This is a genomic window from Streptococcus mitis (assembly GCF_003942765.1).
GTDB lineage: Bacteria > Bacillota > Bacilli > Lactobacillales > Streptococcaceae > Streptococcus > Streptococcus mitis_BE.
Map to the genome: position 1 here is coordinate 1 of NZ_RJNW01000006.1, position 15,992 is coordinate 15,992.

Sequence of the window (15,992 nt, forward strand, 5' to 3'; positions counted from 1 at the left end):
CCAGCATTTGAGTAAGAAACTTGCTTTTCTTCTGGAAACCACATTTTACCAGCAAGCTCTAGATAACCATAAGGTATCTTTTTTGTATAATCACCTTTTAAATATAATTTCATTGTTCACTCCTTATTGCATCAACCAGTTAAAAGCTTTCCACATATTTTTGATAACTTCTTCTTTTGCTCCTTTACTAAGACCATTTAATTGAGATTGACTGTTAACCCAGTCTACAATATCCTGTCTACTTGAAATTCTTGAAACCTCGATATCTATATCAAGACGATAACTTGATTTTCCACTCCCTGACTGAACTTGAATTTTCCCACTATTTGGCTCGACATCAACTCGAATATTATCAACTTTTTTACCGTTAACTCGTCCAGAAACTTTTTTTCCAAAAGTCTTACTCGTTGGTTTATTGGCTTGCCAGCTGTCGTAGTTGCTAGAATAATTAACCTGAATTTCGCCATTTTGTAAGGCCGTCTTTGTGATAGCTGATAAGCTAGTTACTGCTCCACTAGCTATCAGTACATTCCCATATTGAACCCCTGTTACAGATGCTGCCGTACCAGCTACGATACTTGTCCCTGCTGTTGGCGGACCAGCCATTACACTCAAGACTTCGAGGGCACCACTCGCAAAGTAAACTCCCAATCCAGAGAATATTTGAGTTACTCCACTCCAAAATTCGACTGAATTTGATTCAAAGTTTTGTGCTTTTAGTTCATCAAGTTTTTTGTTAACCAAATGAGTATAGTCAGCATCGTATTTCCCATTTTTTGAAACGACATAACCTTGTTCAAATGGATAAATGTCAATGATATTCCCTGTTTCATCAATCTTAAGAGTGTGATTGTAGTCGTCGATTATTTTATCCCATTCGGACTTGTCGTGACCTTTTAAGCGCTTCTTTAATTCGGCACGATAGTAGGCATCACCATCGTCCGATAGCATCATATCCCTAGAAGCTTTATTGATGGCACGAGTTTCTGAGTCTTGAAAATCTCTCTTGGCATGCGAAACAATCTTCACATCCTTCATCTTCTGTACCCAGCTCATGTCCACACCGTCCGCATAGTAGTTGCCATCACTGTCGACAATGATTTTACTCAGTTGCGTGGCTCCTTTGATGGCTAAGCTAAGTACTTCTAGACTATCACTAAAATACCGAGAAACCTGTGAAATAAAGAATTCTAGTTTTTCAATCTTGTCTTCCAAATCCTGAATACCTGACTCAATTTGAAACTTGGTATTGTAGAGGATAGTCTTCTCAGAGAAGGCTTTCCCCCAATTGAGACTAAAAAGGTCCGTGATTTGATTTAGCCAGTTCTCCCTCACTTGAATCTGAGCTTCTACGATAGCTAACTGCTCTTCCCTCAGCTTTTTCAGTTCCTTGAGCTGGTCTAGGTCCAAATCACCGTATCCAGAGACCTGAGCATCCGCATCTTTGTAGGAGCTCAACTCTAGTTGGATATCATCTATCGCTGCTTGGAGCTTTTTGATGCTGGGGATGATAATCTCTATAAAGAGACCTTTACCAGCTGTGTAGGCTGCTCCTGTCAGCTCACCGGAGTCTAATATAACAATCTATCCATACAAAGTCTGATACATCTTTTGCATGAAAGCCTCAAGCTCTTTTTGAACAATTTTTAATAGTCGCTCTTCTTCGGCTTGGGGGATAGTCACACTCTCTTTTATATTTTTTTCATTTATTTGAAAATAGGCGCTAGAAACTAAATCAAAGTTCTTATCCAATTCATATAGTGCACTAGTTATTTTACCATCTATCTCTATTCTAAAATAAGCAGTAACCCCATTCTGTCCCGGATTTGAGATATCCAAATCGATGTCTCCTTTTATCTCTATGGAGTCAATTCCTCCATCCAAGCGAATAGCTCCATCGGGAGGAACGACATAACCCGCTTTACGGATGTCAGGTGCATATTTTTCTGATGCCATCAAACGTTGTAATACGGCTATATTGTCTCTCTCTTCAAAGGAGGTTTTTAATTGCATATGTTCTTGGTGGTTTTGATACTGAAAATAAAAATTCAAGCCAGTAGCTAGGGCAATTACAGATCCAATCACGATTAGTATTTTTTTAAGTCCCGACATTTTTTTTACCCCTTCTATCTAAGTAATCATAGAAGTCTTGTTTCCAACCCTCTTCTTTGTCATTAGGATTTCCAATAAAAGTATTGAGATCAAAACCATACTTAATAAAGTTGCCTCCTATCGTATTATTTTCAATAAGCGTTTCAACCATAAGTTTACCGTTAGCTTTATCCCCATTTCCCATCACAGTATAGAATTCCTCAACACGATTTGTCTGGTTTGTTTGTATACTATGATTGTAATCTGCTTGAACCTTAAACACATCTTTTGTTTCTACATCTTTAGAAATCATTCTTTCGTAAGAAGTAATAGCATCTAAATCTGAATTAAAATCTGCATCATCATATCTCCCTGAATCAATGTCTCCTTTGAAGGAACTTTCATACTTTTCAGTATTTACAGAGAGCTCTCCAATCCGAGTTGAATTTCCAATTGTACTAATAATGTGGGCGCTTAATCCCTTCCAGCCATCTAGCTTCGATAAGTCTCTATCACCCCAAGATAACTCAGTAAAACTAGCAATTTGAATAGCCTCATGAGCCAAATCTTTACTATAATTATATTTATACTGGTCAGTAATCCCTCGTTTAAATATCTTTACCTCTCTTTCAGATAAAGAATACGTATTTATCAAAATATCATCTAAATCACTTGTATTTTTGGCATCAACAACACCCGCAAGACCTCTCCAGGTTGCCCTTACTCCATAAACTGGAGATGCAACTAATCTATTATACTCATAAAGAACTTTTTCATTAGTCCATCCTTCTTGTTTTGCCTTCTTCAAAATTCTTTGCTGGAGCTTATAGAGTACATTTGCCGTAGATTCATCCAAGTTGTAAGATGATACTAAATCATCCACAATTTTTTTCTTATCTTTTTCAGCCTGAGTAACTGAGATATCCTTATCAAGCTTATGTAACTCAATCTTCACATCCTTCATCTTCTGTACCCAGCTCATATCCACACCGTCCGCATAGTAGTTGCCATCACTGTCGACAATGATTTTACTCAGTTGCGTGGCTCCTTTGATGGCTAAGCTAAGGACTTCTAGGCTATCACTGAAATACTGGGAAACCTGTGAGACAAAAAATTCTAGTTTTTCAATCTTATCATCCAAATCCTGAATACCTGACTCGATTTGAGACTTGGTATTGTAGAGGATGGTCTTCTCAGAGAAGGCTTTCCCCCAATTGAGACTAAAGAGGTCTTTGATTTGATTTAGCCAGTTCTCCCTCTCTTGAATCTGAGCTTCTACGATAGCTAACTGCTCTTCTCTCAGCTTTTTTAATTCCTTAAGCTGGTCTAGGTCCAAATCACCATATCCAGAGACCTGGGCATCCGCATGTTTGTAGGAGGTCAACTCTAGTTGGATATCATCTATCGCTGCTTGTAACTTTTTGATGCTGGGGATGATAATCTCTGTAAAGAGACCTTTACCAGCCGTGTAGGCTGCTCCTGTCAACTCACCTGAGTCTAAAGAGGAAATCAGGTGATCACAGCCACTAGATAAGCGGTCTGTGACTTCATTTGCGACTCGGAGGTTGTTCGTCATGGCCTGAATCAATTCTTGTGATTCTTGTGCGCTGTATTTTACTCCCATGGTAGCCGATTCCTTTCCGCTATCAGTTCTTCTCTGGCTTCATCGAAAGAGCGACAAGCCTTTTTAGTTTGTTTTTCCAACGTATCCAGTTCCTCCTCTACATAAGAGTTGACCTGTCGCTGAATGGTTCTATTATCACTTTCGATTTGCTCTATTAGCTGACGAGAACTGGGTGAGAGAGACAATAGATTTATCATGCGATGGTGAATGCTCTGAATATCCGAGTAAAAGTTTGTCAACTGCTGTTCATATTGCTTTTTAGTTGCTCGGAGTCTGTCTTCCTTATCTTCTATCTTAACAATCTTACGCCAAATTTCTGTGCGCTTTTCTTCATTTCTATCTGCCATTCCTTAGTGACTCCATCTCTTCGCTTGCTCTATATCACGTTTTTCAATCCTATGAGCAATTTCTGGAAACTTATTTGCTTGGGTCAAAACAGCTGAACTAAAATCACTGACCGCTTGAAGCATTTGATTGCAGGTCTGACGTCCTGCTTCCATTCCAGTGATTCCAGATGTATATGAAAATTCCACCTGCTGATTTTGCTTGTCGCTCGTTTCATACCCGACCAACTCATTAATAGCCGCCTCTGCTGCTATCGTGCTAGATTTTATCCTTCCACCCATACTTCCAACTCCCCTTATTAATTATATATTGACCATATCATAACATAAAAATAGTACGATTTCAAAATAAATTATAACGAACTAAAGGGCAATCTTATCCTTAAAAAAACTTTATCCTTCAGTAAAATATATTGATAGAGATGCTACTAGGAATTTTGAAAATCCGTTTTCTGATACCTTATATTTTGTGTTTACTGGGAAGTATTCTTATTATCAAGATTTGTCCTTCTCTCATTATAAAACGAAAAAGACAAACCCTAGAAAAATTCCTAGGGCTTGTCTTATACGTCAAAATGAGCTAAATTTTTACTGACTTTTACAACTCTGTCCGATTTTCAATAGCTCGTAAGAGGGTTACTTCGTCCGCATACTCAATGTCCGCTCCCACAGCAAGGCCTCGTGCCAGACGTGTGACTTTGATACCAGCTGGTTTGAGCAAACGTGAAAGATACATGGAAGTTGCTTCTCCATCTGCTGTGGCATTGGTTGCTACGATTACCTCTGAAACTTCACTCTCCATAAGACGAGTCATAAGGCTCTTGAGATTGATATCATCTGGACTGATACCATTCATGGGAGAAATGAGTCCATGTAAGACATGATAGAGCCCATGGTATTCTTGGATGTTCTCCATAGCCGCCACATCGCGACTATCCTCGAGAACTAAAATGGTTGTCTGGTCACGACTTGGATCGGTACAGATAGAGCAAGGATCGTCATCAGTCAAACGACCACAGATGGAGCAATAGGTCAGCTCTCTCTTAGCAGAAAGGAGGTTTTTGGCAAATTCATTGACATCGTCATCAGACATTCCAATCGTATAAAAGGCCAGACGTGTAGCCGTCTTAATCCCGATACCCGGTAACTTAGAATAACTGTCAATTAGCTTAGCAATAGGTGTTGGATAAAGCATATGTTCCTTTCTAATTCATTGGATGATGTTGGTTATAGAGGTTGATAATATCGCGCGCAATGGAAGGTCCGACACCATTTGTAAGGTTGGTGTTATGAGGGAAGACAACAGCAACAGCGATTTGAGGATTATCTGATGGGGCATAGGCCACCGCGTTGGTATTGTTGGCTTCTTGACCACCTGCTACATAACTTTCGGCAGTACCTGTTTTTCCACTAATGGATACCGCTGCGCCATTTGAAAAGGCACGACCTGTTGTCAGAGCACTCCCTCCGTGAGAAACTTGATAAAAACCTTGTTGGAGGATGGAAACATCAGACTCAGAAATATTAATTTTATTCATTTCCTTGGATTCAACAGATTGGATTAAGTTCCCTAAGCCGCCTTGTTCATTGTTTCCATAAATCCCCTCGACAATGTGAGGTGCAATCCGAACACCGTTGTTGGCAATGGTTCCAACGTACTGGGCCAATTGCATAGGAGTGTAGTTATCAAACTGACCAAAGACATTGGTAATGTAATTAGCAAAATTATACTCTTTTGGTATAAAACCAGTTGACTCATCTGGAAGGTCAATGCCTGTTGAGGCTCCAAGACCATATTCCGCAAATGTCGAGCGAAGTTTCCCCATGGCGGATTCTAAATTGTTAGTTAGAACAAACATATTGGGTTGATAGGTCTGACCCATAATGCCCAAAGCCGTTTGAACCATATAGGCATTAGAAGAATACTCCAAGGCTTCCACAGCTGTAATCGGGAATGAATCGTAAGCCTGAGTGTACCAAGAATTAATCGGAGCTGAACCTTGGAAGACAATCGGTTGGTCTGTCAAGGTCTGATTCCCTGATAAGACTCCATTCTCCCAACCAGAGCTGATGGTCGCCGCCTTGACAACAGAACCCGGCACAAAGACATTGGTTACTGTTCCCAAGGAATCAGGTGTTAAATCTCCCGTTTTCAAGTCATGTTTTAGCCCTGACATAGACAAAACCGCACCTGTTTTTGGGTTAAGGGCGACTGCATACACACCTTCTGAATACTTGGCTCCTCCATTTCCCAGTTCGGAATTGAAATAACTCTTAAGCAGATTGTCCACGCTATCTTGGAAGGCCAAATCAATAGTCAGTTTAATATTATTCCCTTTGGTACCATCTTCGATATTTTCGACACTTTCCATATTGCCATACTTGTCTAGATGGATTTCTTTCACCGAGCGTTTTCCTTGCAAGGTTTCTTCATATTGTTTTTCTAGATAAGAGGTTCCAACACGGTCATTTAGAGAATAACCCTTTTTGATATAAGCATCTGCTTCTTCAGCTGGAAGACCGGCTTTTTCACTGGATACACTTCCTACTATAGACGAAAGTGAAGTCTCTAGGACCTTTCGATCCCACGAGGTTGAAATACTGATACCAGGTAAATTCTTAGAGGCCGAAGCTATCAAGGCAATCTGAGTATCTGTCAAGGAATCTGTCGCAATGGTTCCTGTCGCAAAATTTTCAACTGCATTAAGTTGGCTAAAGAGGTAAATTTCTTTCTTTTCGTCATCAGAGTAGGTCAATTGACTTGGATCGATACTTTCAACAGTATTATTGTAAAGCTCCGATTCAGATAATTGATTGCCATCAGAATCAAGGCGCTTCTCACGTGGTAAGCTTTCCACTGCTTTCTTATACACATCTTGATCTGCTAGGTAATAGTCCGCCAACTGTCGGTCAGTCAATGTTGGAGAAGAAACTTCCACATAAGCCAGCAACTTCTTGGCTGTTTCTTTTAAATCTGCAGCCGTCATTTTGTTGTTTCGAGTAAAGGAAACAACTTGTTTCACAGTATTTTCAACCAAGGGCTTGCCACTGGCATCATAAATTTCACCCCGAGCTGAACTAGTAGTCACCTTTGTTTTACTAGCCGATGCTAGTTTTGTCTCATAAAAATCCTTGTTCAAAACCTGCATATAAAGCAGGCGACCAATAATGGTCATAAAGAGTAAAATGATGATTGAAAACAATAAATTAAGCCGAATCGGAATCGAATGGCTGTTAAATTTCCTCATACAAATCAGTCTCATTTCTATTTAAAATCTTACTCTTCATTGTACCATAATTTAAGAAGAAATTTTGGAAAAGAAGGGAGCTTTTCCCATTTTACAGGAAAATACGATTTTATTTATCCATCCCTACATTATATGATATAATAAATGTAAAAGTTCGATGACTCAGTCTTTTCCAATATGACTCATTTAAAGGAGCCTTCCCTATGGACAAACCAGATATAGCAACCCTCATTGATTCTCACTTCGAAGAAATGACAGAACTAGAGCAAGAAATCGCTCGCTATTTTTTGCAAGCTGAAACCATTGCAGATGATTTATCTTCTCAGCAGGTCACTCAAAAATTACATATCTCTCAAGCTGCTCTGACCCGCTTTTCTAAAAAATGTGGTTTTACAGGCTATCGAGAATTTATTTTCCAATACCTGCACCAAGCAAAGAAACAGGACACTCATTCTCACAAACATAGTCCTTTAACCAACCGAGTTCTTCGAAGCTACAGTAATATGCGAGAACAAACACAGGGCTTGATTGACGAAGAACAACTGGAACGAATCGCCCAGTTAATCGAAGATGCTGATCGTGTCTACTTCTTCGGAACAGGGAGTTCTGGCCTTGTCGCTCGTGAAATGAAATTACGCTTTATGCGTCTAGGTGTGGTCTGCGAGGCTTTGACCGATCAAGATGGTTTTGCTTGGACAACCAGTATTATGGATGAGAATTGTCTCGTACTCGGTTTCTCACTTTCTGGCTCAACTCCTTCTATTTTAGATAGTCTATTAGACGCGAAAGAGATGGGGGCACAGACTGTACTTTTTACAAGTGTTCCCAATAAAGATAGTCAGGCCTATACAGAGACTGTTCTTGTAGCCACACACAGCCAGTCATCCTACATCCAACGTATATCCGCTCAACTCCCTATGCTCTTCTTTATCGATTTGATTTATGCCTACTTTTTGGAAATCAATCGTGAAAGCAAGGAGAAAATCTTTAACAGCTATTGGGAAAATAAAAAACTCAATGGCTATCGTAGACAAAAACGGGTAAGAAAATCCTAGTTTGGCTGAGCCAAACTAGGATTGTTTTGTCTTAATACTCTTCGAAAATCAAATTCAAACCACGTCAGCTTCGCCTTGTCGTACTCAAGTACTGCCTACGGCTAACTTCCTAGTTTGCTCTTTGATTTTCATTGAGTATAAAATGATAATAAGCACCCAACATACCTGCTGTATTTTGATGATGGGCAAATTCTAATCGTGTTTTTTCAGCAAGGCTTGGCACCAAAGCCTCTTTCAAGGCTTTACGGATCTTGGGTTTGAGGATAGCCTCTTGTCCCATGATACCGCCACCGAGAATGACTACTTCTGGATTAGCCACATAGCAAATGTTTGCCAGACCTTTTCCTAGATAGTCTACCATGCGGTCAATACCAGCCATACAAATCTTGTTTCCTTCAGTGGCTTCCTTAAAGATGCGTCGTCCATTCCACTGATCAACATCCTCTCCATGTGCTTCAGCTACATATTTCACTAAAGCTGTTGTAGAAGCCAAATCTTGGAACGCTCCATCCTGCATATGCATATAACCGACTTCACAGGCTGAATTGCTAAATCCATGGAAGACTTTCCCATCCATAATCAAACAACCACCGATACCGGTTCCAATAGTCAAGCAAAGGGTGACACTCGCTCCCTTGCCTGAACCAGATACCGCCTCAGCCAGACCTGCACAGTTGACATCATTTTCAATCTCACAAGGAATAGTAAAGCTAGTCTCGATTTCCTTTTTGAACTGGGTGCCTGCGTAGTTGGGGATTTGAGGCCCAGCGTAGAAAATCTCACCCTTGTCTGGATCCACCATTCCTGCTGAAGAAATAGCAACACCTGCTACTGGACCTTGTTCTAAATAGCTAGCTACGATATCTTTGGTCTTTTGTAAGATATGAGGCCCACCTTTATGCGCCTCTGTTGGCATTTCATGGGATTCAACAAGTTGGCCTTCTTGGTCGATCAAACCATATTTGATATTTGTTCCACCGATATCAATTGCAACGTAGTGTGTCATAAATACCTCCTTATGGATTAGAGGAAGCGCTCCTTGGTTTCACGAATCAAGGCTGCAGCTGCTTCTACAACTGAACGATCTTCTTCAGTCACTGGTGTCAATGGTGAACGAACAGAACCAATATTCAAGCCTTCATTGATCTTCAAGACTTCCTTAATCACACCGTACATATTTCCATGTGCAGCAGTCAATTTGCTAATGATTGCATTGATTGCGTACTGCAATTCACGCGCTGTTTCTAAGTCTTTGTCAGCAATCAACTCATTGAGTTTCAAGAAGAGTTCTGGCATCGCACCATAAGTACCACCGATACCAGCTTTAGCTCCCATGAGACGACCACCTAAGAACTGCTCATCTGGACCGTTGAAGACGATATGGTCTTCCCCACCAAGGCTCACAAAAGTTTGGATATCTTGAACTGGCATAGAAGAATTCTTAACACCGATAACACGAGGATTTTTCAACATTTCTGTGTAAAGGCTTGGAGTCAAAGCAACCCCTGCCAATTGAGGAATGTTGTAAATCACGTAGTCTGTATTTGGAGCTGCAGAACTGATATCGTTCCAATATTTAGCAACTGAGTATTCTGGCAAGCGGAAATAAATCGGCGGAATCGTTGCAATGGCATCTACTCCTAAGCTTTCAGCATGACGAGCAAGTTCCATACTGTCTTTGGTATTGTTGCAAGCAACGTGAGCAATGATGGTCAATTTACCTTTGGCAACTGCCATGACTTCTTCCAAAATCAACTTGCGGTCTTCAACGCTTTGGTAGATACATTCACCAGAAGAACCATTGACATAAAGACCTTGAACACCTTTATCAATGAAGTATTGAACCAAGGCACGCGTACGCTCAGGACTTACTTCTCCTTGATCATCATAACATGCGTAGAAGGCTGGAATGACACCTTCGTATTTTTTTAAATCTGACATAGATTTTCTCCTAAGTTTTCTTTTTTTTCTGCTAAAAGCAGGATTTATTCTTTATGTGTTTAGTATACACCTTGTGAAAAACGCTTTCAACATCTGGTGTACACTTAGATTTTAGTTTCGATATGTATTTTGAAACGTTTAAAGCTTGAAAGTAGTTTCAGAAACAAGCCATATTATTGGTATTTTGCGAAAATTTTCTCCATCAATCCAGTCTGGATAAAGACCAAGAGTCCAAACCCAAAAAGCAGGAAAGCTGAGCCACCTAAAAGTAAACTGAAGGCGGACAGATAAAGAACCATCACAATGAGGACAAGAATGGCTAACATGAGGAAGAACCAAGGAAAGTTAAAACTTGCCAAGATAAGTCCTTTTTGTAAGACTTCTTTCCAAGTCAAATCATAGCGTGCAGCGATGGGATAGCTAGCCAACATCACGATAGTGAGGAAGATAAGAATACCTAGACAAATAGCTTTTACCATTTGGAAAGGCATAGCTGTCTGCCCCCAAAAGAGATAGAGGTCTAGAAGGCTTAATGAGACAATGCCCAACTCAAGCAGACCTAACTGAAGACCTAGTTTCAGATTTTGCTTGAAAGCTCTTAGATAGATTTTAAAGACAGGCACGCGTCTACTCTTCTTAATCTCAAACATAGTCTCGTAGAGACTAATTTTAGCCACTCCAATCGTCACGATGGGCAAACAAGTAACGACAAAAAGAAGATTGGCTGTCACGATATCCAAGACTTTCTCACTAAAACGCATGAGAAAGTTATCTGTATCAAATGCTGCCTTGATAAGGCTTACTCCTTTTTGTGCCATATTTGCTCCTCCTGATTTTTTAATCAATCAAAATTTTAAAGAGATATTTGCGAACCTTCTCTTCCATACCTGCATAGCCATTTGGCTGGTGAGGTTCTCCTGGGAAGAAAATCGCAAAATTGTGATAACCCAACAAGAGTGGGTAATGTTCATGACAATGAACAAAGCCAATGTCACTTGCTTCGTCGAATGCTACTGCCTCGTCTTTGATACGTGAACCGTAGCTCGAATATTCATGTCCTTCTACCAGCAAATGCAAATCTGCATAGTTTTTATGATGCTCAAATTGATCATTTTCAGCTTGATTGAGGACATTTTCCTGAACAACTAGAAAGACCTTGTCCCCATCAATCTCATACTTACCTAATTCGAAAGAATCTTTACGATGCTGGTAGAGATAATCGATAGCCTTGTCTAGATTGGGGTGAATCCCTTTGTAAAAGGTGATGTTTTTCAAATCATCAAAAATCATACTCTTTCCTTCGTTTCTGATAGTTAACTAAAATCATTCTTAAGTTGATAAGTGTCTAACAAAATATCTAAGGTAAGCAAATACCCAACATTTTGTAGACACTTATAACTCTGTATTCTCTTATACTCAATGAAAATTGAAGAACAAACTAGGAAGCTAACCGCAGGCAATACTTAAGTATGGCAAGGTGACGCTGACGTAGTTTGAATTCAATTTTCGCAGAGTATTAACCTTTGACAGCTCCCATAGTAATACCTTGAGTGAAGGATTTTTGGAAGACAAGGAAGACTGTTACGATTGGCACTGCTGCAAGAGCGGCACCCGCCATAATCAAACCATAGTTGGTTGCCATTTCAGCCTGCATAGTCGCAACACCGAGTGAGATGGTCAAGTTGTTACGTGAAGTCAACATAACCAACTGCATGAAGTAGTCGTTCCAAGTGTTGATGAAGGTAAAGATTGCAAGGGCTGCAAATCCTGGTTTCACAATTGGGAAGGCTACGCTCCAGAAAGTACGAATCTCACCACAACCGTCGATTTTAGCTGATTCAAGCAATTCTGTAGGGATATTCTCACTGAATTGTTTCATGAGGAAGACCCCGAATGGCCATCCAATCAAAGGCAAGATAACTGCCCAAAGAGTATCATGGATTCCCATGAAGTTGACGATACGTACCAATGGTACAAGGACAACTTGTTTTGGAAGTGCCATGGCTGCAATGAAGATTGCAAATAGAATGCGTTGCCCATAGAAACGTTTTTTAGCCAATACATAACCTGCTAAAGAAGAGGTCGCACAAACTAAGAACATGGTTACCAATGAGATAAACACAGAGTTCCACATCCACTGCATAGCAGGGTTTTGCACCATGAGTTGTTGGAAGTTCTCCATGGTTGGCATTTTAGGGAACCATTGTGGCGGAATCATAATGGTATCAGGCTGTGATTTGAAAGCACCTGTCAAAATCCAGTAGAATGGAAAGATGAACAGCACGGTCAACAAGAGCAAGATAATAGTTGAAATAACAGTGAAAGCTGTTAAAGGTTTCTTTTGTGTAGATTGCATAGCTGTCTCCTTTCTTTAGTATTCTACGTCGTTTCCAAGTACTTTAAATTGAACAAAGCTTACGATAGCGATCATCACTGCCAAGAAGACGCCGATAGTGTTTGCATAACCGTATTCTGTCAATTGGAAGGCTTTTTCGTAAAGGTAGTACATAAGTGTACTTGTTGAGTAGTTTGGACCACCAGATGTCAACAACTGAATCAAGGCGAAACACTGGAATGAGTTGATTGTTGTAATGATTGCGATATAAAGTGTTGTTGGAAGGAGGCTAGGCCATTTAATCTTCCAGAACACTTGCAATTCAGTCGCACCGTCAACCCGAGCTGCTTCCACCAATGAATTGTCAATATTTCCCATGGCAGCGATATAAAGGATAATCGGCTGACCAACAGATGTAGTCAAAAGGATAATCATAATCGCCATCAAAGCCCAGTTTTTATCTCCCAACCAAGAAATGTTTTGGCTGATGATGTGGCTTGACTTAAGGACAAAGTTTAGAATCCCTGATAGTGGGTCATAAATCCATTTCCAAACAACTGTTACGGCAACACTACCTGTTACAACAGGAAGGAAGAAGACGAAACGGTAGAAAGATCTGGCAATGGCATTTTGATGATAGGTCTGAGATGCTACAAAGAGTGAGAATAGAACAACAACTGGTACAGATCCAATAACCAGAATCACGGTATTAATCAAAGACTTCATAAAGACAGGGTCTTTAAACATACGAACGTAGTTGTCCAAGCCCACAAACTCAAATTTAGTCATTGAGTAGTTAAAGAAACTTGTAATGAATCCCATAATCATAGGAGCCAATACAAAGATGACAAAGAAGAATAATACTGGTGCTAGGAAAGCATAGGAAATCACTGTTTCCCGCATACGAATTTTATTGACTTTCACAGTCGGCACCTCTCTTTCACAAATAGAATATTTTGGATTTTCTTGAACTGTTTTAAAATCAAAATGAAATTTTTTAAGATTCGCTTATGTAAGAACTTCATTTTAATTTCGTGACAGTTCCTTACATTTCAAACAAAATCCTCCCTTTTCTTACATAGACTATGCACAGGGAAAAGGGAGGAGTCAATCTGATTTAGTGCTTATTGTTTTGTAGCTTTTTTAATTGTTTCGTTAGCTTTTTCAGTGAAGGCTTTCAAAGCATCCGCTGGTTTTTCGTCACCATTTGATACAGATTGCAACATTGGGAACCAAAGTGTTCTCATTTCAGCAAAACCATTGATAGTGTTGTAGTATGGTGAGTAGTATTTAGTCCAACCACTGATTGTTTCCATACGTTTGTCTTCATAAACTTTGCCAAATGATGTACGAACTGGGAAGGCACCTGTACGAACAACATCTTTTGGACCCCATTCTTTGTCATCCGCGATGAATTGAACGAATTTCTTAGATGCTGCAACTTTCTTGTCGTCTTTGTTGTTGAATACTGCAAATCCGTTTACAAGGTATTCAAGAGCTGGTTTACCTGAATCTGATGGGAATGGTACTTCTACCACTTCTACTTTACTTGCTTCCAAGAGTTTAGCTTGGATACCGTTTTGAGATGGTGCCCAAAGGATTGTGTAAGATGTTTGACCGTTGGCAAAGTTTTGGATATCTGCTCCACCGTCAAATTGTGAACCATTGTTCAACAAACCATCTTTGATCCAGCCAGCTGCTTTTTCAAGACCTTTGACGAATTTAGGATCATCAGTTGTATATTTAGTTACGTCTTTGTCTGTTACAGAACCGCCATAAAGGTTTGCAATGAAGGCACGTGTTCCTTGGTCTCCCCCTTGACCAGAACTGAACAATGAACCTGGTGTGTAGCCTTTATCTTTAAGTGCTTTCAAAACTTTTTCAAAATCATCAGTAGTCCAACCTTCTTTTACAAGGTTTGCAACTCCAGCTTCTTCCAACATTTTCTTGTTCATAGCCATGTAGAATGGAGCTGAACTAATTGGATACATGTAAGCTTTGTCTCCAGCTTTACTTGCTTGTACGATATTTTCGTTGTTAACATCTTTGACGAATTCGTCTGTGAAGAGGTCGTTCAACTCAGCCAATTTACCATTTTTACCGTATTGGATGATACGTCCTGGTGCGTCAAACAGTACATCTGGAGCTGTTCCTGCTTCAATAGCTGTTGTGATTTTTTCAGGACCTGACTTGAAGTCGATGGTTTCCAATTTCACTTTTACATCTGGATTTGCTTTTTCAAACGCTTCGATGATTGATTTTTCATATGTTCCAACACCGTCACCAGTTTTTTCTTGAGTGAAGACTGGGAATGCCCACCAAGTGATTTCTGTTTTTCCGCTATCGCTACCAGATTTCCCAGCATCTTTACTTCCGCCAGAATTACCACATGCAGCAAGGCCAAGAACCGCAGCACCCGCAAGTACTGTACAAGCTAGTTTTCTAAATTTCATTTGTATTCTCCTAATTGATAAGCGTATCCATATTGGATAATGAGTAAGATTGAACTTGTATACGTTTTCATTTTATCCGACGCATCCACCACTCTCCTCTTTTTTGAGATTGTGTTATTTAAGACCAGCAACGAAGCGTTCTGTAATCTCTTTTGGTCTAGTAATAGCGCCACCAACAACGATGCCTCGCACTCCATATCCAAGGATTTGTTTGGCTTGTTCTGGTGTATGAATTTTCCCTTCTGCAATGACATCTACACCGGCATCACAGAGTTTTTTAATTAATTCAAAATCGGGACCATCCACTTTTGGACTGTAAGATGTGTATCCTGATAAAGTTGTTCCGACAAAGTCAATTCCTGCTTCAACAGCTGCCAATCCTTCTTCGAAAGTACTTGTATCAGCCATCAAGAGCTGGTTAGGATATTTCTCCTTAACCTGACGAATGAAGTCTTGAATCTCTAAACCATCATAGCGTTCACGCTTGGTACAATCCAGAGCAATTACCTCTATATTAAGTTCTGCCAATTCATCAACCTCTTTCATAGTAGCAGTGATGAAGGGTTCTTGTGGTGGATAATCTCGTTTAATTATCCCAATGATTGGAAGTTTTGTGACCTCCTTGATTTCCTTGATATCACGAACACTGTTTGCTCGGATACCGACTGCTCCACCTTGCTCAGCCGCTTTGACCAGCAAGGGAATGACTCCTCCCGCTTCTGTATAGAGCGGTTCGTGAGGAAGGGCCTGACAAGAAACGATGATTCCATCTTTGATTTGTGCAATCAAGGCTTCTTTAGTAATCTGTGGCATCCTCTTTCCTCCTTTTCTTTGTTCTTATGGGTTCATTATATATTATTTTTAAAGCGCTTTCAATACTTTGTGGTAGAATAGATTTCAG

The 15,992-nt window shown here is 40.0% G+C and carries 16 protein-coding genes; 1 reads left to right on the plus strand and 15 read right to left on the minus strand.

Annotated features, from left to right (window positions below):
- Positions 1-123: 123 nt before the first annotated feature.
- The 7 genes from D8849_RS08665 to pbp2b form a co-directional block, all read right to left on the minus strand.
- Positions 124-1,584: an LXG domain-containing protein gene (locus D8849_RS08665; protein ID WP_221762855.1), complete on the minus strand. Its 1,461-nt coding sequence runs from the start codon at positions 1,582-1,584 to the stop codon at positions 124-126.
- Complete coding sequence (locus tag D8849_RS08670) at positions 1,585-2,112, minus strand: thiol-disulfide isomerase (protein ID WP_125386791.1); 528 nt, start codon at positions 2,110-2,112, stop codon at positions 1,585-1,587.
- The gene (locus tag D8849_RS08675; RefSeq protein WP_125386792.1) at positions 2,099-3,715 is read right to left on the minus strand and encodes an LXG domain-containing protein; all 1,617 of its coding nucleotides are present in this window, start codon (positions 3,713-3,715) and stop codon (positions 2,099-2,101) included. The genes D8849_RS08670 and D8849_RS08675 overlap by 14 nt, the downstream gene beginning before the upstream one ends.
- The gene (locus D8849_RS08680; protein ID WP_042750678.1) at positions 3,706-4,062 is read right to left on the minus strand and encodes a hypothetical protein; all 357 of its coding nucleotides are present in this window, start codon (positions 4,060-4,062) and stop codon (positions 3,706-3,708) included. The genes D8849_RS08675 and D8849_RS08680 overlap by 10 nt, the downstream gene beginning before the upstream one ends.
- Before the next feature lie 3 nt (positions 4,063-4,065).
- Positions 4,066-4,341 (minus strand): TIGR04197 family type VII secretion effector, encoded by a 276-nt coding sequence (locus D8849_RS08685; protein WP_125386793.1) that lies wholly within the window; start codon positions 4,339-4,341, stop codon positions 4,066-4,068.
- A gap of 316 nt (positions 4,342-4,657) precedes the next feature.
- On the minus strand, positions 4,658-5,254 hold the full coding sequence (gene recR / locus D8849_RS08690; RefSeq protein ID WP_049487334.1) for a recombination mediator RecR: 597 nt from the start codon (positions 5,252-5,254) through the stop codon (positions 4,658-4,660).
- Between the two features lie 10 nt (positions 5,255-5,264).
- Positions 5,265-7,322 carry a penicillin-binding protein PBP2B gene (gene pbp2b, locus D8849_RS08695; protein WP_125386794.1) on the minus strand — a complete coding sequence of 686 codons (2,058 nt, stop codon included), beginning with the start codon at positions 7,320-7,322 and terminating at the stop codon, positions 5,265-5,267.
- 188 nt (positions 7,323-7,510) lie between these two features.
- Between pbp2b and D8849_RS08700 the strand changes: the two genes are divergently transcribed.
- Positions 7,511-8,362, plus strand: a complete 852-nt coding sequence (locus D8849_RS08700; RefSeq protein ID WP_125386795.1) for a MurR/RpiR family transcriptional regulator — start codon at positions 7,511-7,513, stop codon at positions 8,360-8,362.
- A 109-nt stretch (positions 8,363-8,471) separates the two neighbouring features.
- On the opposite strand, the gene D8849_RS08710 is transcribed toward D8849_RS08700, so the two are convergent.
- The 8 genes from D8849_RS08710 to D8849_RS08750 all read right to left on the minus strand — a co-directional run bounded on the left by D8849_RS08710 (position 8,472) and on the right by D8849_RS08750 (position 15,904).
- Positions 8,472-9,368 carry an ROK family protein gene (locus D8849_RS08710; protein WP_049491523.1) on the minus strand — a complete coding sequence of 299 codons (897 nt, stop codon included), beginning with the start codon at positions 9,366-9,368 and terminating at the stop codon, positions 8,472-8,474.
- Between the two features lie 17 nt (positions 9,369-9,385).
- Complete coding sequence (locus D8849_RS08715) at positions 9,386-10,303, minus strand: dihydrodipicolinate synthase family protein (RefSeq protein ID WP_033681496.1); 918 nt, start codon at positions 10,301-10,303, stop codon at positions 9,386-9,388.
- A 173-nt stretch (positions 10,304-10,476) separates the two neighbouring features.
- A complete protein-coding gene (locus D8849_RS08720) occupies positions 10,477-11,121 on the minus strand; it encodes a YesL family protein (protein ID WP_125386796.1) in 645 nt (214 codons plus the stop codon).
- Between the two features lie 19 nt (positions 11,122-11,140).
- Complete coding sequence (locus tag D8849_RS08725) at positions 11,141-11,593, minus strand: NanQ anomerase/TabA/YiaL family protein (protein WP_000575448.1); 453 nt, start codon at positions 11,591-11,593, stop codon at positions 11,141-11,143.
- 226 nt (positions 11,594-11,819) lie between these two features.
- Complete coding sequence (locus D8849_RS08735) at positions 11,820-12,659, minus strand: carbohydrate ABC transporter permease (protein ID WP_001192119.1); 840 nt, start codon at positions 12,657-12,659, stop codon at positions 11,820-11,822.
- Positions 12,660-12,674: 15 nt separating this feature from the next.
- Positions 12,675-13,541, minus strand: a complete 867-nt coding sequence (locus tag D8849_RS08740; protein WP_153198773.1) for a carbohydrate ABC transporter permease — start codon at positions 13,539-13,541, stop codon at positions 12,675-12,677.
- Positions 13,542-13,762: 221 nt separating this feature from the next.
- The gene (locus tag D8849_RS08745; protein ID WP_033681494.1) at positions 13,763-15,091 is read right to left on the minus strand and encodes an ABC transporter substrate-binding protein; all 1,329 of its coding nucleotides are present in this window, start codon (positions 15,089-15,091) and stop codon (positions 13,763-13,765) included.
- 114 nt (positions 15,092-15,205) lie between these two features.
- Positions 15,206-15,904, minus strand: a complete 699-nt coding sequence (locus D8849_RS08750; RefSeq protein ID WP_033681493.1) for an N-acetylmannosamine-6-phosphate 2-epimerase — start codon at positions 15,902-15,904, stop codon at positions 15,206-15,208.
- Positions 15,905-15,992: the final 88 nt, after the last annotated feature.

What these genes read in the sequence shown, in the direction of transcription:
- D8849_RS08670 (WP_125386791.1), bottom strand. Translation starts at nt 2,112, where the DNA reads ATGTCGGGACTTAAAAAAATACTAATCGTGATTGGATCTGTAATTGCC.
- D8849_RS08675 (WP_125386792.1), bottom strand. Translation starts at nt 3,715, where the DNA reads ATGGGAGTAAAATACAGCGCACAAGAATCACAAGAATTGATTCAGGCC.
- D8849_RS08680 (WP_042750678.1), bottom strand. Translation starts at nt 4,062, where the DNA reads ATGGCAGATAGAAATGAAGAAAAGCGCACAGAAATTTGGCGTAAGATT.
- D8849_RS08685 (WP_125386793.1), bottom strand. Translation starts at nt 4,341, where the DNA reads ATGGGTGGAAGGATAAAATCTAGCACGATAGCAGCAGAGGCGGCTATT.
- recR (WP_049487334.1), bottom strand. Translation starts at nt 5,254, where the DNA reads ATGCTTTATCCAACACCTATTGCTAAGCTAATTGACAGTTATTCTAAG.
- pbp2b (WP_125386794.1), bottom strand. Translation starts at nt 7,322, where the DNA reads ATGAGACTGATTTGTATGAGGAAATTTAACAGCCATTCGATTCCGATT.
- D8849_RS08700 (WP_125386795.1), top strand. Translation starts at nt 7,511, where the DNA reads ATGGACAAACCAGATATAGCAACCCTCATTGATTCTCACTTCGAAGAA.
- D8849_RS08710 (WP_049491523.1), bottom strand. Translation starts at nt 9,368, where the DNA reads ATGACACACTACGTTGCAATTGATATCGGTGGAACAAATATCAAATAT.
- D8849_RS08715 (WP_033681496.1), bottom strand. Translation starts at nt 10,303, where the DNA reads ATGTCAGATTTAAAAAAATACGAAGGTGTCATTCCAGCCTTCTACGCA.
- D8849_RS08720 (WP_125386796.1), bottom strand. Translation starts at nt 11,121, where the DNA reads ATGGCACAAAAAGGAGTAAGCCTTATCAAGGCAGCATTTGATACAGAT.
- D8849_RS08725 (WP_000575448.1), bottom strand. Translation starts at nt 11,593, where the DNA reads ATGATTTTTGATGATTTGAAAAACATCACCTTTTACAAAGGGATTCAC.
- D8849_RS08735 (WP_001192119.1), bottom strand. Translation starts at nt 12,659, where the DNA reads ATGCAATCTACACAAAAGAAACCTTTAACAGCTTTCACTGTTATTTCA.
- D8849_RS08740 (WP_153198773.1), bottom strand. Translation starts at nt 13,541, where the DNA reads ATGCGGGAAACAGTGATTTCCTATGCTTTCCTAGCACCAGTATTATTC.
- D8849_RS08745 (WP_033681494.1), bottom strand. Translation starts at nt 15,091, where the DNA reads ATGAAATTTAGAAAACTAGCTTGTACAGTACTTGCGGGTGCTGCGGTT.
- D8849_RS08750 (WP_033681493.1), bottom strand. Translation starts at nt 15,904, where the DNA reads ATGCCACAGATTACTAAAGAAGCCTTGATTGCACAAATCAAAGATGGA.